The organism is Flavobacterium melibiosi, from assembly GCF_048158545.1.
Lineage (GTDB): Bacteria > Bacteroidota > Bacteroidia > Flavobacteriales > Flavobacteriaceae > Flavobacterium > Flavobacterium melibiosi.
The window spans coordinates 291199-314672 of record NZ_JBLNKU010000004.1 but is presented as its reverse complement, the minus strand read 5'-3'; the positions used below and the strand labels follow the sequence as shown (position 1 = coordinate 314672).

Below are 23474 nucleotides of genomic sequence, written 5' to 3'. Positions count from 1 at the left end.
AAAACGCCCCGATAAATCGAGGCGTTTTCTATAAATATTTGAAAGAAATTATTCTTTGATCAATTTCACTTCAACTCTTCTGTTTTTAGCTTTTCCTTTAGCAGTTTTATTAGTGTCAATTGGTTTAGTTTCACCAAAACCTGTAGATCTAAGTCTATCAGCAGCAATTCCGTTTTCAATTAAATAATTTTTAACTGCGGCAGCTCTGTTTTCAGATAACGTTTGGTTCATAGCATTACTACCATCACTATCAGTATGACCTTCAATCATGAATTTTGCTGTAGGATATTCTTTTAAGATAGCTACAATGTTTTGCAATACAGGGTAAGTTTCTTCTTTAAAAGTAGATTTACCACTGTTGAACAAAATTGTTTTAGCATAAGTATTTAATTTCATTACTTGCTCTTCTGTAATTTCAGGACAACCGTTATTAGCAACAGTACCTTTTACTTCAGGACATGCATCATCTTTATCTAAAACACCATCTCCGTCAGTATCTGGCCAAGGACAACCTGCGTTTTCTTTAGGGCCTGCAACAGTTGGACATTTATCATCTTTATCAGCAACTCCATCGCCATCAGCATCTGGACAACCTTTCAATGCAGCTAAACCAGCAACTTCTGGACAAGCATCATCTTTATCAGCAATTCCATCTCCGTCTGTATCAGGACATCCGTTCAATGCAGCTAAACCAGCAACTTCTGGACAAGCATCAGCACTGTCTTGAATTCCATCTCCATCAGTATCAGGACATCCATTGAATTCTTTTAAACCAGCAACTTCTGGACAAGCATCATCTTTGTCATATATTCCATCACCATCAGTATCTTTACCTCCAAATTTGAAAATAAGACCTGCAGAATGTTGAAAATGAGATGGAGCGTCTGGAGTTCCAGAAGCATCTTCTCTATCACCAAAAGATTTTTTATATTTTGTTGCAAGTTCAAATCCAATATTTTCAGTAAACCATAAAGTAAGACCAGCACCTGGATTAACAGTTCCATAGCTACTATCACCAAAGAATGTATATCCTCCACCAACTGATAATGATGGATCAATTACTTTAGAGTTAATTAAGTTCATCAAACTGTATTTGATAGTTGCATCAACACCATAATACATTAAATCTCCAGGATTAGAAACTACATAACCACGAGAATCATGACCAGCAGCAGTTGGAGCAAATTTCACATACTTATCAATTTTATTTACAGAACCAGTAAGTCCAAAAGAGAAATTATCTCCTAAAGATCTAGATACACTAATGTATGATACAGAAGGAAGAATGTTCCAGTTATCTTTCACAGCGAATGGCTGAGAAAAATGTTTGTCTAACCAATTATGCCCACCACCAGCACTAGTTTTAGTGTCAACGGCATTAACCCCAAAAGAGATTGCCCATGGATTGTTACTGTCCTGTGCGTGAGAGCTTAAACCCATCACCATCATCACAGCAACTAGAAGTTTGTTAAGATGTTTCATACTTAATTTTTTTAATTACAATTTAGTTAATTACAGACAAAAGTAACTCGTAAATTTTTAACTACAAAATGAAATGTTAAAAAAAAACGATAATATGGCGGTAAAGTGGAAATTATATAACATCCGACGGAAATTATATAACATCTAATAAACGTCCAACTTCAACAAAAGCACCAATTGCCTTATCCAAATGCGCTGTTGTGTGGGCTGCAGATAGTTGTACCCTAATTCTCGCTTTATCCTTAGGGACCACCGGAAAAAAGAAACCAATAACATAAATACCTCTTTTTAAAAGTTCATTTGCCATAGTTTGTGACAATTTCGCGTCATAAAGCATCACAGGAACAATTGCAGAATCGCCGTCAATGATGTCAAAACCTGCTTTTTTCATTCCTGCTTTGAAATAATTTGTATTCCATTCCAATTTGTCACGTAATGAAGTATCCTTTTCTAATAATTCAAATACCTTTATAGATGCACCAACAATTGCAGGCGCTAAAGAATTAGAAAACAAGTAAGGTCTTGAACGTTGACGCAATATTTCGATAATTTCTTTTTTGGCAGTAGTATAGCCACCCATCGCGCCTCCAAGCGCTTTACCTAATGTTCCGGTAATGATATCTACTCTTCCCATTACACCTTTTGCCTCGAGCGTTCCTTTTCCGGTTGCTCCTATAAAACCTGCAGCATGACATTCATCGACCATAACCATCGCGTCATACTTATCTGCTAAATCACAAATTTCATCCAAAGGAGCTACAACGCCATCCATAGAGAAAACACCATCAGTAACAATTAATTTGAAACGACTTCCAGCTTCGTTAGCTTTGATAAGTTGTTGCTCCAAATCTTCCATATTACTGTTTTCGTAACGATAACGAGCTGCTTTACACAAGCGAACACCATCTATGATAGAAGCGTGATTCAAACTGTCTGAAATTATTGCATCATTTTCTCCTAATAATGGTTCGAAAACTCCGCCGTTAGCATCAAAAGCTGCAGCGTAAAGAATAGTATCTTCGGTTCCGTAGAATTCAGAAATCTTTCTTTCCAGTGTTTTATGAATATCCTGCGTTCCACAAATAAAACGTACTGATGACATTCCGAAACCATGTGTATCCAACGCGTCTTTTGCAGCCTGAATCACTTCTGGGTGCGATGATAATCCAAGATAATTATTGGCACAAAAATTTAAAACTTTCTCACCTGTAGCGATAGTAATTTCTGCTCCTTGCGGAGAAGTGATAATTCGCTCCGCTTTGAAGATTCCATTATCTTCAATAGTTTGCAATTCTGACTGTAAGTATTCTTTAATTTTTCCGTACATTTTATATGTTTATTAAAGCCGTTATTTATTCATTTCAATATTAGCTTACAAATTTACTACATCGATTTCTTTCCCTATGTATATCAATGCCTTTTTAACTACTTTGTATCCCATTTTCTCAATAGCATCTTGATAATTCTCTAATTGTTGTTGGTATTTAACATTATGGGTTCCGGTTTTATAATCCAGCAACAATACTTCTTTGTTTTTTGTTAAAACCATTCGGTCCGGTTTAATGGTTTTACCTTCTTTTTGAATAATAGTTTGCTCGTTCAAAACCTCATTCCCTTCAGTAAAACAAATCTCTAATTCACTGTGATTAACAATTTCTTGAATCGTATTAAAAACCGTCTCTTTTTGACCAAAAGTTATCAATCCGTTTTCAATAGACTTTGTAATTGCCAAATCAATATCGTTTTTAGTTTTTACAAAAGATAAAATTTCATGAATTACATTTCCGTATTCTATAGCTTCCTGCTGATGCGTTCCCCACATTAATGCTTCTCGCTGTGCGATTTTTATATTCTTTGGATTTAGAATTTCTGTAACTAAAGGAATTGTTTTTGAAGTATCGACGTGCTGTTTTGCTGAAGATAATTTCGTTACATTTCCAAATTCATATTCTAATTTATTTTCATCGAATTCGCCTTTGTTACCCAAATAATTAATGAAAAAACTACACATATTATTCTTTGGAATTTCGCCTTTACTGGATAAATTCATGTTCGAAATAACATATAATTGTTCTTCGGCACGCGTTAAAGCCACGTACAAAACATTTATATTGTCCAATAATTCCTCCTGTTTCTTTTGATTATAAACCTCAGCAGCTTCTTCTCCAAATCCTTCTACCGCACTGCTATTGTCTATTAAAACCTTTGGCAAACCAAAATCCTGTTCTTCCGCATTCAGCCATAATTTATCTTTTGGTTTTCTGGTATAATCCTCTTCGGCAAAAGGAAAAATTACAACTGGAAACTCTAATCCTTTCGACTTATGAATGGTCATAATCCGAACTGCATTAGTCCCTTCTGGAGACGGAATACTGAATTTCTCTGCATTTTTATCCCAGAAATTCAAGAAATCTGAAATTCCTGCTTGGTTGCGAATGTCTCGCTCGAGAACAATATCCAAGAAATACTGAACGTAAGCATTACTTAATTTTGGATTCAGGAATTTCGAAATAATAACCTCCACCGCTTCATACAATGATTTTTTTCTAATGTTTTGAAACGAAAGTGAAACATCAAAACTCATCAACCACTCTTCAAAATCAGCTTCCTGAAATAAAAACATTCCTTTAGCAATGAAATCATGAACTGGCATTTTATCCTGAATATGCTCTCCAACATAGTGCAAGAAATAAGCCTTCGCTTCCAAATCGGCGTTGTTTTTCAAGTATTTCAATAAATGAATAATCAATCTAACTTCCGTGGCATTTTGAATCATCAAGGTTTCTGATGACAAAAGCGGAATTTTTTGTTCTGTCAAATAATTGGCAATCGCAATTCCCTGGCTTCGTTTTCTGGTCAGAATCACAATGTCTTTGTATTGAAAGCCTTCTTTTAATGTTTTTTGAATCGTATTTAAAGTAGCTAAAACATACAAATCGGTTTTGTCCAAAGCTTCTTCTCCCGAAGTGTCGGGATCTTCCGATGTTTCTACTTTTGGAATGAAAGAAATATTTACGTAGCCACCTGTTTTGTCGTTTATTTTTTGATGGCTGTGGTTTTCATACAAATCTTTATAATCTAAATGTTCGAATTCATTCGATAACAATTTAAAAAAATCATTATTGAATTCGATTATTTGCGAATAACTGCGATAATTTTTATCTAAATGCTCGAGTCTTTTATCCGGATTATTGAACGGATTTTGGTCTTTACTCAATTCAATAAACTGTTCTGCTTTTCCGCCACGCCATCTGTAAATGGATTGTTTTGGATCACCCACAATCATCAAAGTTCCTTTTACTCCAAAATCATCCTGACCCGAAAGCGCATTATCAATCAGCGGAATCAGGTTTTGCCATTGCATTTCGGAAGTATCTTGAAATTCATCAATGAAAAAATGACGGTAGCGCTCGCCCAATCGTTCGTATATAAAAGGAGCCGGCTGATTTTGAATCTCCCGATGGATAATGGCGTTGAATTCTGAAATGGAAAGTACATTTTGTTCTTCCTGAATTTTGGCTAATTCATTACTCACCGTATTTAGCAATGACAAAGGCGTAATGTTTTTTAGGAACGCTTTATAGAAATTTATCTTTTCGAAAGTGGAATAAACTTTAGTCAGAATTTGTAAAAATTCAGGAATTAGATTTTCGATAATCGCACGATCTTTTGCTGTTTTATTGATAGCAATATCATCAAACTCATGAAAAGTTTTATTCTTGGGATTGAATTTTCCTTGCTGAATACTAGTAATATGATTTGGAAAAGTACCTCTAGAAAAGGATTTTATATCAATTCCGTTTTTATCAATTAAGGTTAGCGCTTCTTCTGCAAAAACAATAGTTTGCTTTTCTAAGTCTTTGCAGGCTTCAGAAAGTTTGTTTTTTATTTCGACAAATTCAGCGATGGATTTGTCTTGAAAATGGGTGATTTCATTTCGGTTATTTTCGTTTAAAACCAACCGACCGGTTTCGAGGATTTCTCGAGAAATATCCCAAGATTTGTCATCATCGGTTTTTTCCATCGTGAAATCGATGAGCAGTTTTGTTAATGTTTCATCTTCTCCGGCTTGCGCGATGATGGCATCGACGGCTTCTATCAATAAATTTTCGGTATCCAAAGTAACTTCAAAAGTCATGGGTAAGTTTAAATCATGGGCAAAAGCACGAATCACTTTGTGCGTAAATTTATCAATTGTAGAAATATCAAAAGCGGCATAATTATGAATAATGTGCTTGATGATTTGCTGCGATTTGGTTTTGATTTGAATAATAGACAATTCCGTATCTATGGCTAAATCCTGCATTAAATCTTGCGCTTTTGAACTAGGTTCGTCTTTGGCAAATTCAGAAAGACTGCCTACGATTCGGCTTTTCATTTCGTGTACCGCTTTATTGGTAAACGTGATGGCGAGAATGTTGCGATAGGCGTCATTTTTTGGCGCGACAAGGATAATTTTCAGGTATTCTTTGACAAGCACATAGGTTTTTCCGGATCCGGCCGATGCATCGTATATGGAGAATGAAGGTCTTTGCATTAAGATTTTAGATTTCTGATTAACGATTTTAGATTTCTGATTTAGAATTAGCGTTCTAATTTCCCAAATCCCCTAGCCCTGATGGAAACGGCATCCTTTTTATAAGGTGATTTTTCATCATCTTATAAAAAGATATAGTGAACAGCAGGAAATAGCTTCTAAAAACACAACAATTTTTAGGTTACTTTTAAAATTTGTTCGTATAAAACTTAAAAGTAGTATTTTTGCAGCATGGAAACAAATAGACAGAAAAAAATAGGTGGGGTTATCCAAAAAGATTTGGTTGATATTCTGCAAGGTGAAGTGAGAAAAAACGGATTGGCTAATTTAATCATTTCGGTATCCAAGGTTACTGTGACTACAGATTTATCAGTAGCCACAGTGCATTTAAGTGTTTTTCCTCAGGAAAAAGCAAAAGAGATTTTAGAGGCGGTGAAGTCCAATGCTAAAAACATTAAGCATGATTTATCACAACGTGTTCGTTTGCAATTAAGAAAAGTTCCAAATTTGGTTTTCTTTATTGACGACTCTTTAGATTACATTGAAAAAATTGACAATGCCTTAGCCAATAGAGATAATCCTATAGAAAACAGAGATCTTTTGGACAAACGTAGATTTCAATAAAATTTGAATTTCCCCCTTTACATAGCCAAACGCTACATTCTTAGCAATAGTAAAAATAATGCTATAAATATCATCAATCGCATTGCCAGCATGGGAATTATTGTTGGCGCCATGGCTTTGTTTGTGGTTTTATCTGTTTTTAGCGGGTTGAAAGTTTTTAGTCTTTCCTTCACAAATGACATTGATCCCGATCTAAAAATAAGCAGCACTCTAGGAAAATCCTTTTTGATTTCTCCAAATCAAGAAAGCCAAATCAAGAAAATAGACGGCTTGGTTTCGTATACTAAAATTATTGAAGAGCGTGTTTTATTCACTTTTGACGGGAAACAGGAAGTTACGTACTTGAAAGGTGTTGATGCCAATTTCAGCAAAGTAAATGCTATAGAATCTAAACTTTTCAATGGACAATGGCTAAAAACTGATACATATCAAGTGGTTGTAGGGTATGGAATTGCACAAAAATTCTCGATGGGATTGTTAGATTTTAATCGTCAACTGGAAGTTTTAGTTCCAAAACCCGGGAAAGGGACAATAGAAAATCCCGAACAAGCGTTTAACAAAACGGATCTGATTCCTGTTGGGATTTACGCCATAAGCGAAGATTTAGATTCCAAATATGTTTTTGCCGATTTAGGTTTAGCGCAAGAATTATTGGAATACAAAACCAATCAGATTTCGGGGATTGAAATCAAAGAAAAAGCTGGCGCTGATGAGAGTGCCGTCAAGGACCAACTTCAGACTATTTTCAACAATAAAGTCACCATAAAAAACAGAGCACAACTCAATGAATCCTTGTATAAAATGCTGAATACCGAGAATATTGCGGTGTATTTAATTTTTACCTTAGTGATAGTTGTGGCGCTTTTCAACTTGATTGGCGCACTGATAATGATGATTTTAGATAAAAAAGGAAACCTAAAAACCTTGTTCAATCTAGGAACTGAAATCAAAGATTTACGAAAAATATTCCTGCTTCAAGGCACTTTATTGAGTGTTTTTGGCGGAATTATCGGACTGGTTTTAGGGATTATAATTGTGTTACTGCAACAACATTTTCAACTGGTTATGATTACGCCTACACTGGCGTATCCCGTAGTTTTCTCTCTCGAAAATGTACTGATTGTTATGGGAACAATTGTCACGCTTGGTTTTATCGCTTCGCTGATTGCAAGTAGCCGCGTGAGTAAAAAGTTGTTAGAGTAAGATTTCAGATTGAAGATTAACGATTTTTGATTTCAGATTTAAAAAAATAAAACGCAAATTCCACTAATTTACACGAAATAATTTGTGCTAATTAGTAGAATTTGTGTTTGAAATATCTAGTTAAACAACCTCGTATCCTACATACGCTTCTTCGATCTCATTCAAAGCGGCGAACAACTCTTCAGGACGATCTAGGGTTACTAATTGTTGTTTGTACGGTTTAAAAGAATGAATTCCTTTGAAATAATTAGTGTAATGTGGTCTAGTTTCTACAATCCCTAATCTTTCCCCTTTCCATTCCATTGCCCAAGTGAGGTGATTTCGAACTGCTTCGACTCTATCAACAACAGTGGGTTTCGGTAAATGTTCTCCCGTTTTGAAGTAATGTTTAATTTCGTCAAAAATCCAAGGATAACCGATGGCAGCTCGACCAATCATGATACCATCAATACCGTATTCATTTTTATAATGTAGCGCTTTTTCCGGAGAATCGATATCGCCATTTCCAAAAATAGGCATTGTGATTCTTGGGTTATTTTTTACTCGGGCAATGTGCGACCAGTCGGAATGGCCTTTGTACATTTGGGCACGAGTTCTGGCGTGTATGCTCAAAGCTGCAACACCAATGTCTTGCAAACGCTCCGCAACTTCATCAATATTAATGGAATTATCGTCCCAACCCAAGCGGGTTTTTACGGTTACAGGTAAATGGGTACTATCGATGACAGCCTGAGTCAAACGAATCATCAAATCAACATCTTTCAAAACACCGGCTCCGGCCCCTTTGCAAACGACTTTTTTGACAGGACAACCAAAATTAATATCTATTAAATCGGGGTTTACAGCAGAAACAATTTTGGAGGACATGGCCATTGCCTCTTCGTCACCGCCAAAAATCTGGATGCCTACAGGTCTTTCGTAATCGAAGATGTCTAATTTCATTCGGCTTTTGATGGCATCGCGAATTAGTCCTTCGGAAGAAATAAATTCCGAATACATCAAATCGGCGCCATGGGCTTTGCACAATCTGCGAAAAGGCGGATCGCTCACATCTTCCATAGGTGCGAGAAGTAAAGGAAATTCGGGTAATATTATGTTGCCAATCTTGACCATCTGCTTAATTTTTTGCAAAATTACGCTTTTTAGACGAAACGATAATAAACTTAAAGATAATAGACGAATAGACTCGTGATTTTAGATAATTATGTTAAAAGCTATTGGGCTAGTTTATTAAATACGGAAAGACTTTATACAAACCGACTAGTTTGCTGTTTTGAGACTTTGAAACTGTTGAATTTAGCGTATATTTGCAGATTAATTGTCGCTTTCCAAACTAGCTTTTGTGACAAGCGGTAGTTTAGCGTGAGATTTGAGATTAAGAGGAGGACAGCCAGTGGCTGTCAGGTAATTTAAAATAAATTGGTTTTTGCGTGAGGGATAGCAGTGGAAAGCCCACAGCAAAGTGCAGCGACAGCGGAACTTTGCGAGGACTTGAAACGGATAGCCCGACCCTTGTGGTCACGCACTGAAATAAATTCAGGGTAAACCAAAATAAATTTGATATAAACAGAAAATGAAACACATAAGGAATTTTTGCATTATTGCACATATTGATCACGGGAAAAGCACACTTGCTGACCGATTACTTGGTGCCACACAAACCGTTACCGCTCGTGAAGAAAAAGCGCAATTGCTTGATAACATGGACTTGGAACGCGAACGTGGGATTACGATTAAGAGTCACGCAATCCAGATGGAATACACGTATAAAGGACAAGAATACATCCTGAATTTGATTGATACTCCGGGACACGTGGATTTTTCGTATGAGGTTTCTCGTTCAATTGCGGCTTGTGAAGGCGCACTTTTGATTGTAGATGCAGCGCAAAGTATCCAGGCACAAACAATTTCGAATTTATATTTGGCTCTAGAGAATGACTTGGAAATTATTCCGGTTTTGAATAAAGTGGATTTACCAAGTGCCAATCCAGAGGAAGTAAGTGATGATATCGTAGACTTATTAGGTTGCAAACTGGAAGATATTATTCATGCTTCAGGTAAAACTGGTTTGGGTGTAGAAAATATTTTGGCAGCAATTATTGAAAGAATTCCGCCTCCATCAGGAAATGTTGACGAACCTTTACAAGCGTTGATTTTTGACTCGCACTACAATCCGTTTCGAGGAATCGAAGTTATTTTTCGTGTGAAAAATGGACAGATTAAAAAAGGCCAGAAGATTAAATTCATGGCTACCGGAAACGAATATTTTGCGGACGAGATTGGTACTTTGAAACTAAACCAAGTTCCGAAACAAGTCATTTCAGCAGGAGATGTTGGGTATTTAATTTCTGGAATTAAAGAAGCAAAAGAAGTAAAAGTAGGAGATACGTTGACGGATGCAAAAACGCCAACAACAAATATAATTCATGGTTTTGAAGATGTAAAACCAATGGTTTTTGCAGGGATTTATCCTGTGGATACTGAAGATTATGAAGAGTTGAGAAACTCTATGGAAAAACTGCAGTTGAATGATGCTTCATTAGTATTTTTACCGGAAAGTTCGGCAGCTTTGGGATTTGGTTTCCGTTGCGGATTCTTGGGAATGTTGCACATGGAAATTATCCAGGAGCGTTTGGAGCGTGAGTTCAACATGACTGTAATTACTACCGTTCCCAACGTTTCCTATTTGGCTTACACCAAAAAAGATCCTACAACACCACTTATAGTAAACAATCCTTCGGACTTGCCGGAGCCTTCTCGTTTAGACCATGTTGAAGAACCTTTTATTAAAGCAACTATCATTACCAAATCTGATTATGTTGGAAATGTAATGAGCTTGTGTATAGAAAAACGGGGGTTGATTACGAATCAAACGTATTTGACTACGGAACGCGTAGAGTTGACTTTTGATATGCCGTTGGCAGAGATTGTATTTGATTTTTACGACCGTTTGAAAACAGTTTCTAAAGGATATGCTTCCTTTGACTACACACCTATTGGGATGCGAACTTCTAATTTGGTTAAAGTAGACATCTTATTGAACGCAACGATTGTGGATGCTTTATCATCCTTGATGCATGCCGATAATGCGTATTCTATTGGTAAAAAAATGTGTGAAAAACTGAAAGAATTAATACCACGCCAACAATTTGACATTCCTGTTCAAGCTGCTATCGGGGTAAAAGTGATTTCTCGTGAAACGATAAAAGCGTTACGTAAAGACGTTACCGCCAAATGTTATGGTGGAGATATTTCCCGTAAACGTAAATTATTGGAAAAACAGAAAAAAGGTAAAAAACGTATGAGACTGGTTGGAAATGTTGAAATCCCACAAGAAGCGTTTATGGCTGTTTTGAAGTTGAATGACTAGTATTTTTTGAGTATTAAGATTTAAGACAAAGTATTAAGATAAAAACCTGATGATGAAAATTGTCAGGTTTCTTTGTTTTTATTTATCCTTCAACCAATCAAATAATCGTTTTGCATCTTCGAATTTGAACAATTGGGTTCCTTCATTCATCGTTGCTGCTGATCCACAGGCTACACCCCAACGGATAACTTCTTTCATGCTTTTATTTTGCGAAAGTGCCCAAACCATCCCACCAACCATACTGTCACCGGCACCTACTGTGCTTTTTTTGGCAACATTAGGAGCTGGAACAAACTCATAAGAATCTTTTGTTACCAAAACTGCACCTTGTGGACCAAGGGAAACGACTACGATTTCGGCGCCGCCTTTAGCAATTATTTGTTTTGCGGCTTCGTTTACTTCTTCCAGTTCCAATCGCTCCACACCTATTAATTTTGCCAGTTCTCCAACATTGGGTTTGATCATATAAACACCAATTTCTAATGCTTTTTTTAATGATTCACCAGAGGTGTCCACAATTAATTTAGCATTTGATTTTTTTGCGATTTCAGCAATTTTCTGATAAAAATCTACTGATAAACCTTCATTCAAACTACCACTGGCTACTAGGAATTTTAGTTTAAAATTAGCTATGGTTTCTAATATTCTATTACTTTCTTCTGCCGTAATTTTTCCGCCCGTAAACCCAAATCGGTATTGTGAATTGGTGTTGTCATCCACAGCGACAAAACTTTCCCTTGTCCAAGTCTGGACTTCGATTGCTTTAAATTCAACTGATTCTTTAGCCACCAATTCCTCAAGCATTTTACCCATTGGCCCACCAGAAGTAAATACAGCTAAAGACGTTCCCCCTAATCGAGAAATCGCCTTAGAGACATTCACTCCACCTCCTCCGGCGTCATATCGCGGTTCTTCACATCGAATTTTTTGTTCAGCTACCAAACCTTTGAAATGAGCACTTTTGTCCAAAGCAGGATTAACTGTTATAGTAACGATATCAAATGATTCCATTGTTTATGAATTTAATAACTTAAAGATGCGAAAAAATGGCGAAAATTGATACAATTCAAGGCGAAAATTTCTTTGTATATTTGCAACCTCAAAACAACAAAAAAATGATTGAAGATAAAACCCCACAACGTACAAGTATCGCACAATTAGGAGAATTTGGATTGATAGACCATTTGACAAAAAACTTTGAAATCAATCAACCTTCGACTTTAAAAGGAATTGGGGATGATGCTGCTGTTTTGGACTTCAAAGATAAAAAAGTAGTCGTTTCAACTGATTTGTTGATTGAAGGTGTGCATTTCGATTTGGCATACATGCCGCTAAAACATTTGGGCTATAAAGCTGTCGTGGTCAATGTTTCTGACATTTGTGCCATGAATGCCAAACCAACACAAATAACGGTTTCCATTGCAGTATCCAATCGTTTTCCTTTGGAAGCATTAGATGAATTATTTGCAGGAATTACACATGCAGCCCGTGAATATAATGTAGATGTTATAGGTGGTGATACGACTTCATCTCAAAAAGGATTAATCATCAGTATAACTGCTATTGGCGAAGCTGATGAAGAAGAAATCGTATATAGAAATGGCGCCAAACAAACTGATTTATTGGTTGTTACTGGAGATATTGGAGCTGCTTATATGGGATTGCAAGTTTTAGAAAGAGAAAAGCAAGTTTTTCAGGTTAATCCAAATTCACAACCAGATTTGGATGCGTATACGTATTTGATAGAACGTCAATTGAAACCAGAAGCCAGAAAAGATGTCCGTACTTTATTGCACGCTTTGGAAATAAAACCAACTTCAATGATTGATATTTCAGATGGATTGTCATCGGAAATTATGCATTTGTGCAAACAGTCTAAAGTGGGTTGTAATTTATATGAGGACAAATTACCAATCGATCCACAATTTATTAATGTTTGTGAAGAATTCAATATCGACAGTACAACCGTTGCGATAAACGGAGGAGAAGATTACGAATTGCTTTTTACTATTGCCATGGAAGATTTTGAAAAAATAAAAGGCAATCCAAATTTCACTATTATTGGCCACATGACACAAGAAAGTGAAGGCATTCATTTAGTTACTCGTGCCAATACAAAAATTGCTTTAAAAGCCCGTGGCTGGGATGCTTTGAGCGAATAAAGTATACATTAAACCAACAAAAAACGACACTTGTGAGAGTGTCGTTTTTTATTTGAAGTTCATTTAATAGCTAAAAAAGCAATCCTTGATTTTTTGCCTCGCGAATTAAATCAATATCGCTTCCATCTACAATTTTCAATAATTCTTTTAGGTTTAACTTTCTTCTTTCTATTGCGCCCAAAGATATTGGAATGTATTGCGGAATCTCATTCAGCTTAGTACCTTTTGACAAATGAAATAAAATTTGTTTATCAAATTGATCAATTTCTATTGTATCCTTTTCTGCCAAGTCTAACATTTTTTGAACGGACTGACTGTAATAGATTTTATTATTTATGACTTTATCAAAAGCAAAAAGTAATTCATCAAATGTCAGATCGTTTTTTATTACTAATCCGTTTGGGTTTATAGTACTTATAATAGTTTTTATTTTAAGCAATTCTGTATACATAGTCAGCAAAATGATTTTGCAAGTAGGCATGGTTTCATTAATCAATTTAGCCAAATCTTCCCCAGAATAAATACCTTTTTCTTCATAAGGCGGCATACTAATATCTAAAAAAGCGATGTCAAAAGCTAAAGTATCAGGATTTGTAATCAAATCATATGCTGATTTACAGTCTTTAGCCTGACTAATAAAAAACTGAAAATCCTTAGGATTATATCTTGTAATTGCATTTTTATACCCTTCAATAATAAAAGGGTGATCATCAACTATTAATATATTATTTTGAATCATTGTCTTTTCAGTTGAGGCAATTGTCATTTCTCTGTAAGTATTTGTTTCTGTTCTATTGGGACTGTAATTGTAATGGTTGTCCCTTCTCCTTTATTTGATTTGATTTCTACCGTTCCGTCACATTCATTTGTTCGGGATTGTATGTTTTGTATACCAATACCTCTTTTAGCTTTGTTTACGTTAAACCCAACTCCATCATCATTTATTGACAAAAATAAATCATCTCCTTTTTTCTTGATTTCAACTTTAATAGTATTTGCGTTAGCATACTTATTAATATTTTGAAGTGACTCCTGAATAATTCGGTATAAATTTATTTTAACTGCATTACTTAACGACTCCCATTTTATGGCTGAATCAATAATAGTAACTAATTTTGGTTCAAATGTCTTTTTTTGTTCTTCAAATAAATTATTTACAATCGCAACGAAGTTATTAATTAATTCTGATTTTTCTCTATTCAAATCATGTGAAATTTCACGAATATCCTGCTCTATATTTTTTAACTCTGATAAATAACTATTTCTTTGATTAACGGCCATTTCATCATTGAATTTATTTAAACCATCTAAGTTCATTCGTACTCCAAACATTCTTCCTAGTACTCCATCATGTAACTCTTGTGCGACTCTTTTTTTCTCCACAATTCTATTCGTTTCAATAGTGCTTTGCTGTGAAATCATTAAATTATAAATTTCCTCATTGACTTTTTGTTGCTCTTGTTTGAACAACAATTCTCTGTTTTTAGTTTTTTGAGCTTTAATAATATACAGAAATAAACCTAACATCGTGAAAGCACTAAACCCAAATAATAAATTCCTATTTTTAGTTTCCAGATCCGTATTCTCACCTTTTATTTGATCTGTTTCATATTCTATACGAGAGAATTTATCACCAATTTTTCGTTCTGCTTTTTGCAGCTCTTCGTTGATTCGAATATATTCTTTTGAATAAACAGAAGCTTTTTGGGGTTGTATAACAGCTAATTGTTTCAGTGCAACTAAAATATCACGAGAGTTTTTGGTTTCTCGTGATAGTAAAAGTGCTTCTTTAGAATACTTTAGAGCTTTGATAGTATCCTTTCTTGAAGAAAAATATTCTGATAAATGGATTTTATTAACAAATATTCCTGAAGTCAATTGAAGACTATCTCTCAGTTTAAGTGATTCATAAAAAAGTTCCGGGAGTCTATCTGAATCTTTCAATTTAAATTTTGAATATGCTAAATTATCTAATAACATTGCATACAATGCTGGTTTTTGAATATTTAGCTTTTTTTGTTCTAATCCCTTTTGAAAATATTCTTTTGCAAGTATGTACTTTTGCGAATTTAGATAGAGAAAACCAATATTATTATAAGAAGTGGCTCTAGACTGAAACTCTACGGGTATAATTTCATCATCAATAACTGATAATGCTTTATTATTATATTCAATAGCTTTGTCAAATTCCCCAAGTTCACTATACGTTATACCTAAAAGATTATAAGCATCGTATAAAATACTATTTACTTGTTTTTCTCCTTTAATTATTCTCAATACATTAAAAACTGCCTTTTCACTTCCTAAAAAATCTCCTGACTTAAATTGCAAAGTTGCTTTATTTATTAGTGCTTTACTTAAATTAATATTATCACTTAGCTTATTATACATCTTTTCTGCTTTATAATAAAACAAAAAAGCGCTGTCTGTTATTGCTTGCGACTCATAATAATCCCCTAAATAGGTAAAGGCTTTTGCTATATTTATAGTATCCTTAGCACTTTCTGACTTCTTTAAAACAAGATGTACCGCTTTACTAAAATCTTTCCAATTATTTATATTATAATATCGATTGGCTACTTTGAACAGATTGACTCGGTTTAACGAATCATTCTCATGATTCACAACAATATCAAACGCTTTCTGATTATATTCTTGTCTTTTTTGGCGAGGCAAACTAAAATCATTTGCCAATGAAAAATAAGATGAAAGACTATCCTCTGATGAAGTAATAGGAATTTTCTTTGTGTTTTTTTTGGAACAACCAAAAAAAACACACATCAGAAACGATAATATAAGTATGTAGTATTTATTTTTCAATAGCCGCTAATGAATTTAACCAAAAATAGTAAAATAAAACTATTGACATAAAAAAAGGTTACCAAATAAATTGGCAACCTTAATATTTATTTAAGAAGATTATTTGAAATGTTAATCTACTTTAACATTTCCTCCTGCTGAGTTTCCTCCAATGATATCCACTTTAACATTTCCTCCTGCTGAGTTTCCTCCAATGATATCTATTTTAACATTTCCTCCTGCTGAATTTCCTCCAATGATATCTATTTTAACATTTCCTCCTGCTGAGTTTCCTCCAATAATATTAACATTAGTATCAGATTTTACAGTGTTATTTGTTTCTGGTGTAGTGAATGATGTTAAGATCATTACTAAAGAGAATAAACCGATTGTTAAGATTGCTTTTTTCATAATTTGGGATTTTTATGGTGTTATGTTTTTTACTTATTTTTCGCTTCCTTTTGCAGGAAATTGTTTAGTAAAACTACATAAGCATTCTTAAAATTTCCTACAAAAAAAGGCGTTTATGGTAGAACATAGCCGTTTGGTAGTGAATGATACTCAAATTATGGTAAATGACTATTTTTTAAATTTCCAAGTAATTTCCGTTAGAGAAATCGGAAATAATAAGGTCAACATTTGCCTTATACGATTTGGAGAAAGGAAGCTTTGTAGTGGTGTTTTTAATGTAACATACCGTATTTCCCGTATGAATTCTAGAAATATAATTTCTGTTCACAATATAACTGTTATGAATTCTAATAAAAGGGAAAGATAAAATTCCTTCAAAATGCTTTAAAGTTTTGAAAGCAGTTATCATTTCACCATTATTTAGATGTATGTCAGTAGAATTATTATCCGCTTGGAAATAGCAAATATCTTTAGCATCTATATACCTATAATCACCATATGATTTTATACATAAAATAAGAGGCTGTTCTTGATTTGGCGTTTCATGTCTAACCGAAACTAAAGGTTCTTTATCAAGAGTTGGTGATTGTTTCGAAAGAACTTCTTCTGCGTTATTCGATTTGTTCAATTTTAAAATTGATTTTACAATATCGATACGTGCTAATGGTTTTAATAAATAATCTGCCACTTCATATTGAATAGCTTCAAAAGCCAAATCTTTCTTAGTGGTAGTAACAATAATCTTCGGGATTACTTTAAGGTACCGATACAACTCATTAATGAGTATTAACGATAAATTACTGGCCGCATTGGCAGGGTCAATTTCAAGAAAAACTAATTGAGGAGTGTGTTCTAAAATAAGATTTAAGCCATCCGTGTAATTATTTGCTGATGCCACAAAAGTAAGCTCCGAAAAACTATCAGCAATGGCTTTCGTTTTCGAAACACTTTCTTGATCATCGTCAATAATAATGTACGAGTAATTCATCAATGGCTATTCCTAAAATTGTTAGGCATAACATCCGATTTCCAAAGTAAAATGCACTTCAAATTATTAAGTAATATTGGTAGTTTTGGGAAACTAATTAAAAAAAAGCATAAAATATTGCATAAAAACTCTTATTTAATCGTCTAAAAATAAGCATTTAACCATTTTTTAACAGATGTTGTTAATATGTTTTTAATAAATGTTGATACATTAAGATGAAGCGCAAATAAATCCGATAAAGCGCATAAATATGTGATTTAGAGACGTCCAAAATCTAATGTATAATGATTTATGCACTAAAAAAATAGAATCCATAGATTATGTTTAAAAAAAAAGCTCTCCGTTTCGGAAAGCTTTTCTTATATAAAGAAAAAAAATAATTACATTTTCATCAACCAATTTTTCATCGAAACTTCATTCTCAATAATTGATTTCAAATCCGTGATTTTAACACGGTCTTGTTTCATTGTATCTCTATGACGAATCGTTACGGTTTGATCCTCGATAGTTTGATGATCCACAGTAATACAAAAAGGAGTGCCCAACGCATCTTGTCTTCTATAACGTCTTCCTACCGCATCTTTTTCGTCATACGCCACGTTGAAATCCCAACGTAAATCGTCAATGATTTTGTGTGCGATTTCTGGCAAACCGTCTTTTTTAACCAATGGCAAAATCGCCGCTTTTGTTGGCGCTAAAACTGCCGGTAATTTTAAAACTGTTCTTGTTGAACCATCTTCTAAAGTTTCTTCTTTTAATGAAGTTGCAAAAACTGCCAAGAACATTCTATCTAATCCTACAGAAGTTTCCACTACATAAGGTACATAATTCTGATTCAATTCAGCATCAAAATACTGTAATTTTCTACCTGAGAATTGTTCATGTGCTTTCAAATCGAAATCAGTACGCGAGTGAATTCCTTCTAATTCTTTGAATCCAAAAGGAAAGTTAAACTCAATATCAGCCGCTGCATTAGCATAATGTGCTAATTTCTCATGATCGTGAAAACGATAATTCTCTCTTCCTAAACCAAGTGACAAATGCCAGTTAAGTCTAGCTGTTTTCCAATGTTCGTACCATCTCATTTCATCGCCTGGACGCACAAAAAATTGCATTTCCATTTGTTCAAATTCCCGCATACGGAAAATAAATTGTCTTGCTACAATCTCGTTTCTAAAGGCCTTCCCTGTTTGTGCAATTCCAAAAGGAATTTTCATTCTTCCTGATTTTTGCACATTCAAGAAATTCACAAAAATACCTTGAGCCGTTTCCGGACGTAAATACAAATCCATTGCAGAATCTGCAGAAGCTCCTAATTTAGTACCGAACATCAAGTTGAATTGACGCACTTCAGTCCAATTTCTTGAACCCGATTCTGGGCAAGCTATTTCTAATTCTTCAATTAGTGCTTTTACATCTTCAAGATCTTCATTACCTAAAGAACGAGCCATTCTTTCCAGAATTTCTCTTTCTTTGGCTTTGTACTCCATAACACGGGCATTTGTAGTCACAAATTCCTGTTCGTTGAAAGCTTCACCAAAACGAGCACGTGCTTTTTCGATTTCTTTGATTGCTTTTTGATTTAGCTTTTCGGCATAATCTTCAATCAAGACATCAGCTCTATATCTTCTTTTCGAATCTTTATTATCGATCAATGGATCATTGAAGGCATCTACGTGACCAGATGCTTTCCAAGTGGTTGGATGCATCAATATTGCCGCGTCAAGACCAACAATGTTATCGTTCATTTGAACCATTGCTTTCCACCAATATTCGCGTATGTTCTTTTTTAACTCTACTCCGTTTTGTGCATAATCATAGACTGCACTTAAACCATCGTATATTTCGCTTGACGGAAAAATAAATCCGTATTCTTTTGCGTGCGAAATTACATTCTTAAATAAATCTTCTTGTTTTGCCATAATAGTGCAAAAATATAAAAAGTGAACTTAAAAAAAAGAAAATTGTTAAAGATTGAAGCATTGATTTGTCTATTTTTATAAATAAATCCTTGATTATATGTTTGAAAGCATTATAAATCTCTTTTTTCCAAAAGTCTGTTCCGGTTGCAGCTCCTTTTTATTGACCAATGAAAATGTGATTTGTACGGTTTGCAGACACAATATTCCGTTGACGAATCATCATTTAAATCCAGAGAATGATGCTTTCAAAAAGTTTTACGGACGAATTCCTGTACTTCATACCTCAGCATTATTTTATTTTCATAAAAAAGGAATCGTCCAAGAGCTCATTCATAATTTAAAATACAAAGGACACGAGAAAATAGGAACAATTCTTGGCGAATGGTACGCCGAGGATTTAAAAACGATCGAATTATTACAATCTGTAGATGAAATTATTCCAGTTCCATTGCACCGAAAAAAGTTAAAAGAAAGAGGATACAATCAAGTTACCGCTTTTGGAAAAGCGCTTTCTTCGAGTTTAAATGTAGTTTATAATGACTCGCTGTTGATTCGGAATGTATATTCAAAAACCCAATCCAAGAAAACCCTTTTGGGAAGAACGGAAGGAATCGAAACTATTTTTGATGTTTCCTTTACGGAAAAAAATCACAATAAACATTTTCTTTTAATTGATGACGTCATAACAACCGGAGCCACATTAGAAGCTTGTTCTCGTGCATTATTGAAAATTCCAGGTGTTAAAATTAGTATAGTTTGCATGGCTATGGCACAATCCTGATAAAAAAATTCTAAACCTAATTTTGTATTAAAATCAAAATAGTGCTATAAAACACAGTCGTTTTTAGCCCTGATTGCAACGAAAATCCTTTTTATCCGCCTTTTCGGCGCATAAAAAGATTGCAGTGGAAAGCAGGAAACAGCTCCTGAAAACAAGTCTGTTACAATTCCAAAGAGCACACTATCAATTAATTTAATGAAATTATAACGAAATAGAATTTCCGATTCCAAACTTAAATGTATAAATTTGAATAAATTATTATAAATCATTAAACAATCATATTATGGCTTTTGAATTACCACAATTACCTTATGCGTATGACGCATTAGAACCTTATATTGATGCACGCACGATGGAAATTCATCATACAAAACATCATAACGCTTACATTACCAACGTAAATGCTGCTATTGCAGGGACGGATATGGAAGGTAAGACGATTGAAAATATTTTGATTAATCTTGACATGAAAAACATGCCAGTTCGTAACAACGGCGGTGGTTTTTACAATCATAATCTATATTGGACTGTTATGACGCCAAATGGTGGTGGACTTCCAACTGGAGATTTATTGACTGCTATCGAAGCAGCTTTTGGAACTTTTGAAGAATTTAAAGCTAGTTTCAGTAAAGCTGGAGCTACTCAATTTGGTTCAGGATGGGCTTGGCTTTGTGTTCATAATGGTGGAAAAGTAGATGTTTGCGGCACTCCTAACCAAGACAATCCTTTGATGCCAGGTGTAGGTTGTGGCGGAACTCCAATTTTAGGAATGGATGTTTGGGAACATGCTTATTACTTGCATTATCAAAACAGAAGACCAGATTATATTGAAGCTTTTTTCAATGTAATTAACTGGACTGAAGTAGCCAGAAGATACGCTTTAGAGAAATAGTCAGAAAGGCAATAGACTTTTAGATGATAGACGAATAGACTTTTTCAAAAGTTTGTTCGTCTATTTTTTTGTCCATTATCTTTTTCTCTTTTATAAAAATCCTTGACTTTATTCCAATAAAAAAGGTGGAATCTCTTCCACCTTTTTTGCCCCAAATCTACCATAAACTTAACCTACTAATGTTATGGTGATTCAAATTTATAGTAGTTGTTTAATCAAAACAAATAAATTAGACAAACAACACATAAAACCGATTAAGAACTAAATTCACTCATTTATTAGTATGCTCTAGCATCTTTTCCTTCGTAAAAATTCATAAATGCTCGATTTACTACTCGATTTCCTCCAGGTGTAGGATAATCTCCAGTAAAATACCAATCCCCTAAGTTTTTAGGACAAGCAATATGTAAATCTTCTACTGTTTGGAATATTATTTTCACTTCAGCCTTGATTTCAGGAGAGCTTAACATTTCGGCAATTTTGTTTGAAACTTCTTGTGGTTGAAAAGGCTCATAGATTGCCGTTACATAATTTACAACTTCACTGTCAATGTAATTTTCCTGTGCTTTACATTTCAAATATACCTCATCAACAATGTGGTATAAGTTTCTCTCTTTTAGTAACTCCAAAGCTGCTTTAAATGCCACTAAACCTTCCAGTTTAGCCATATCAATTCCGTAACAATCCGGATATCTAATTTGTGGTGCTGATGAAACAATTACTATTCGTTTTGGATTCAAACGATCCATCATCTTAATGATACTCATTTTCAACGTAGTTCCACGCACGATACTGTCATCAATAATTACCAAATTGTCTGTTGGTTTGATAACGCCATAAGTTACATCATAAACATGGGCAACCAAGTCATCACGGCTACTGTCCTCCGTAATAAATGTTCTCAGTTTCGCATCTTTAATCGCTACTTTCTCCGTACGGATTTTTACTGCAAGTAATTCTTGTAAAGAATCCTTCGTTAAAGTATTTCTGTTTTCAAGAATGTAATTGTTCTTTCTTTGATTTAAAAAATCTTGAGCAGCTTCCACTAATCCGTAAAAGGAAGTTTCAGCAGTATTTGGAATATAAGAAAAAACAGTATTGTCTGTATCTTCGTCTATCGCTTCCAAAACAGCAGGCAAAATAAGTTTTCCTAAATTTTTTCTTTCCTGATAGATTTCAGCATCACTCCCTCTTGAAAAATAAATACGTTCAAAAGAACATGCTTTTTTAACCGTTGGAGGAAGGATTTCCTGCATAGAAACCGTTCCGTTCTTCTTAATTATTAATGCATTACCTGGCTCTATTTCTTGTACTTTTTCGAAAGGCACATTAAAAACGGTTTGTATAACCGGTCTTTCAGAAGCTACAACAACTACCTCGTCATCTTGATAAAAATAAGCTGGGCGTATCCCTGCAGGGTCTCTAAACACAAATGAATCTCCGTGTCCTAAAAGTCCCGCCATTGCATAACCTCCATCTAAATTTTTAGAAGAACGTCTTAAAATTTTAGCAATATCTAATCGTTCCGCAATAACCGGAGATGCTTCTCTTTTAGACAAACCTTCTTCTTTACAATCTTGATACAATTGCATCACTTCTTTGTCCAGAAAATGTCCGATTTTTTCCATAACTGTAACCGTATCCGCCATTTCCTTTGGATGCTGACCCAGTTCTACTAAATTTTGAAAAAGTTCTTTCACGTTGGTCATATTGAAATTTCCAGCCAATATCAGATTTCTATGCATCCAATTGCTTTGACGTAAAAATGGATGAACGCTTTCGATACTATTCTTTCCAAAAGTTCCGTAACGCACATGTCCCAAAAACAACTCTCCTATATAAGGAATATTTTCTTTTTGAAGCGCAACATCATCTGCATATTCAGGATGAGATGCCATTTCTTCATTTATTCTTTCATTTATTTGTTTAAACACATCCTGAATAGGCTGAGAATGATTCGATCGCACGCGACTTATATATCGCTCACCAGGTTCAACATCCATTTTTATACTTGCAAAACCAGCTCCGTCTTGCCCGCGATTGTGTTGCTTTTCCATAAGGAGATACATTTTTTGTATTCCGTAGAAAGCAGTTCCGTATTTTTCTTTGTAAAATTCAAGCGGTTTGAGTAGTCTAACTAGGGCTATTCCACATTCGTGTTGTAAAGCGTCGCTCATTGTGTTGTTGTTGTTTGTTGTTGTGTTTGTTGATATACACTAATTATTGTCCTTAAAAGAACATCTATAATTAGGCCAAAATTAAATCCTGTAATTTCTTGCCAATTTATTTAAAAAAAAACCTCG

17 protein-coding genes are annotated in these 23474 nt (G+C 34.5%); 6 read left to right on the top strand and 11 right to left on the bottom strand.

Annotation, left to right across the window (positions count from 1 at the left end; all coding sequences use genetic code 11):
- Positions 1 to 48 precede the first annotated feature (48 nt).
- From ACM55F_RS07105 to ACM55F_RS07095, 3 genes are all read right to left on the bottom strand, one after another.
- The gene (locus ACM55F_RS07105) at positions 49 to 1482 is read right to left on the bottom strand and encodes an OmpA family protein (RefSeq protein ID WP_416853106.1); all 1434 of its coding nucleotides are present in this window, start codon (positions 1480 to 1482) and stop codon (positions 49 to 51) included.
- A gap of 133 nt (positions 1483 to 1615) precedes the next feature.
- On the bottom strand, positions 1616 to 2809 hold the full coding sequence (gene kbl / locus ACM55F_RS07100) for a glycine C-acetyltransferase (RefSeq protein WP_416853105.1): 1194 nt from the start codon (positions 2807 to 2809) through the stop codon (positions 1616 to 1618).
- Between the two features lie 45 nt (positions 2810 to 2854).
- Positions 2855 to 6019 (bottom strand): UvrD-helicase domain-containing protein, encoded by a 3165-nt coding sequence (locus tag ACM55F_RS07095; protein ID WP_416853104.1) that lies wholly within the window; start codon positions 6017 to 6019, stop codon positions 2855 to 2857.
- Between the two features lie 231 nt (positions 6020 to 6250).
- Here ACM55F_RS07095 and rbfA point away from each other — a divergent pair, with 231 nt between their 5' ends.
- Together rbfA and ACM55F_RS07085 are read left to right on the top strand one after the other, a co-directional pair.
- On the top strand, positions 6251 to 6643 hold the full coding sequence (rbfA, locus tag ACM55F_RS07090; protein ID WP_091166278.1) for a 30S ribosome-binding factor RbfA: 393 nt from the start codon (positions 6251 to 6253) through the stop codon (positions 6641 to 6643).
- Positions 6644 to 6646: 3 nt separating this feature from the next.
- A complete protein-coding gene (locus tag ACM55F_RS07085; protein ID WP_416853103.1) occupies positions 6647 to 7846 on the top strand; it encodes an ABC transporter permease in 1200 nt (399 codons plus the stop codon).
- A 120-nt stretch (positions 7847 to 7966) separates the two neighbouring features.
- Here the strand turns inward: ACM55F_RS07085 and dusB are convergent, their stop codons facing one another.
- Positions 7967 to 8959 (bottom strand): tRNA dihydrouridine synthase DusB, encoded by a 993-nt coding sequence (gene dusB / locus ACM55F_RS07080; RefSeq protein ID WP_416853101.1) that lies wholly within the window; start codon positions 8957 to 8959, stop codon positions 7967 to 7969.
- A 460-nt stretch (positions 8960 to 9419) separates the two neighbouring features.
- Between dusB and lepA the strand changes: the two genes are divergently transcribed.
- The gene (lepA, locus tag ACM55F_RS07075) at positions 9420 to 11216 is read left to right on the top strand and encodes a translation elongation factor 4 (RefSeq protein WP_416853100.1); all 1797 of its coding nucleotides are present in this window, start codon (positions 9420 to 9422) and stop codon (positions 11214 to 11216) included.
- 78 nt (positions 11217 to 11294) lie between these two features.
- Here lepA and ACM55F_RS07070 read toward each other — a convergent pair whose 3' ends face one another.
- Positions 11295 to 12227 carry a 1-phosphofructokinase family hexose kinase gene (locus ACM55F_RS07070; RefSeq protein ID WP_416853099.1) on the bottom strand — a complete coding sequence of 311 codons (933 nt, stop codon included), beginning with the start codon at positions 12225 to 12227 and terminating at the stop codon, positions 11295 to 11297.
- 104 nt (positions 12228 to 12331) lie between these two features.
- On the opposite strand from ACM55F_RS07070, the gene thiL reads away from it, so the two are divergent.
- Positions 12332 to 13378: a thiamine-phosphate kinase gene (gene thiL / locus ACM55F_RS07065; protein WP_039109402.1), complete on the top strand. Its 1047-nt coding sequence runs from the start codon at positions 12332 to 12334 to the stop codon at positions 13376 to 13378.
- 70 nt (positions 13379 to 13448) lie between these two features.
- On the opposite strand, the gene ACM55F_RS07060 is transcribed toward thiL, so the two are convergent.
- The 5 genes from ACM55F_RS07060 to ACM55F_RS07040 all read right to left on the bottom strand — a co-directional run bounded on the left by ACM55F_RS07060 (position 13449) and on the right by ACM55F_RS07040 (position 19498).
- A complete protein-coding gene (locus ACM55F_RS07060) occupies positions 13449 to 14144 on the bottom strand; it encodes a response regulator (RefSeq protein ID WP_416853098.1) in 696 nt (231 codons plus the stop codon).
- On the bottom strand, positions 14141 to 16159 hold the full coding sequence (locus ACM55F_RS07055; RefSeq protein WP_416853097.1) for a tetratricopeptide repeat-containing sensor histidine kinase: 2019 nt from the start codon (positions 16157 to 16159) through the stop codon (positions 14141 to 14143). Before ACM55F_RS07055 ends, ACM55F_RS07060 begins: the two co-directional genes overlap by 4 nt.
- 150 nt (positions 16160 to 16309) lie before the next feature.
- A complete protein-coding gene (locus tag ACM55F_RS07050; protein ID WP_416853096.1) occupies positions 16310 to 16588 on the bottom strand; it encodes a 3-oxoacyl-ACP reductase in 279 nt (92 codons plus the stop codon).
- A gap of 175 nt (positions 16589 to 16763) precedes the next feature.
- Positions 16764 to 17576, bottom strand: a complete 813-nt coding sequence (locus ACM55F_RS07045; RefSeq protein WP_416853095.1) for a LytR/AlgR family response regulator transcription factor — start codon at positions 17574 to 17576, stop codon at positions 16764 to 16766.
- Positions 17577 to 17956: 380 nt separating this feature from the next.
- On the bottom strand, positions 17957 to 19498 hold the full coding sequence (locus tag ACM55F_RS07040; protein ID WP_416853094.1) for a glycine--tRNA ligase: 1542 nt from the start codon (positions 19496 to 19498) through the stop codon (positions 17957 to 17959).
- Positions 19499 to 19595: 97 nt separating this feature from the next.
- Between ACM55F_RS07040 and ACM55F_RS07035 the strand changes: the two genes are divergently transcribed.
- A complete protein-coding gene (locus ACM55F_RS07035; RefSeq protein ID WP_416853093.1) occupies positions 19596 to 20279 on the top strand; it encodes a ComF family protein in 684 nt (227 codons plus the stop codon).
- 283 nt (positions 20280 to 20562) lie between these two features.
- Positions 20563 to 21171: a superoxide dismutase gene (locus ACM55F_RS07030; protein ID WP_416853092.1), complete on the top strand. Its 609-nt coding sequence runs from the start codon at positions 20563 to 20565 to the stop codon at positions 21169 to 21171.
- A 278-nt stretch (positions 21172 to 21449) separates the two neighbouring features.
- On the opposite strand, the gene ACM55F_RS07025 is transcribed toward ACM55F_RS07030, so the two are convergent.
- Positions 21450 to 23348: an amidophosphoribosyltransferase gene (locus ACM55F_RS07025; RefSeq protein WP_416853090.1), complete on the bottom strand. Its 1899-nt coding sequence runs from the start codon at positions 23346 to 23348 to the stop codon at positions 21450 to 21452.
- Between the last annotated feature and the right edge of the window lie 126 nt (positions 23349 to 23474).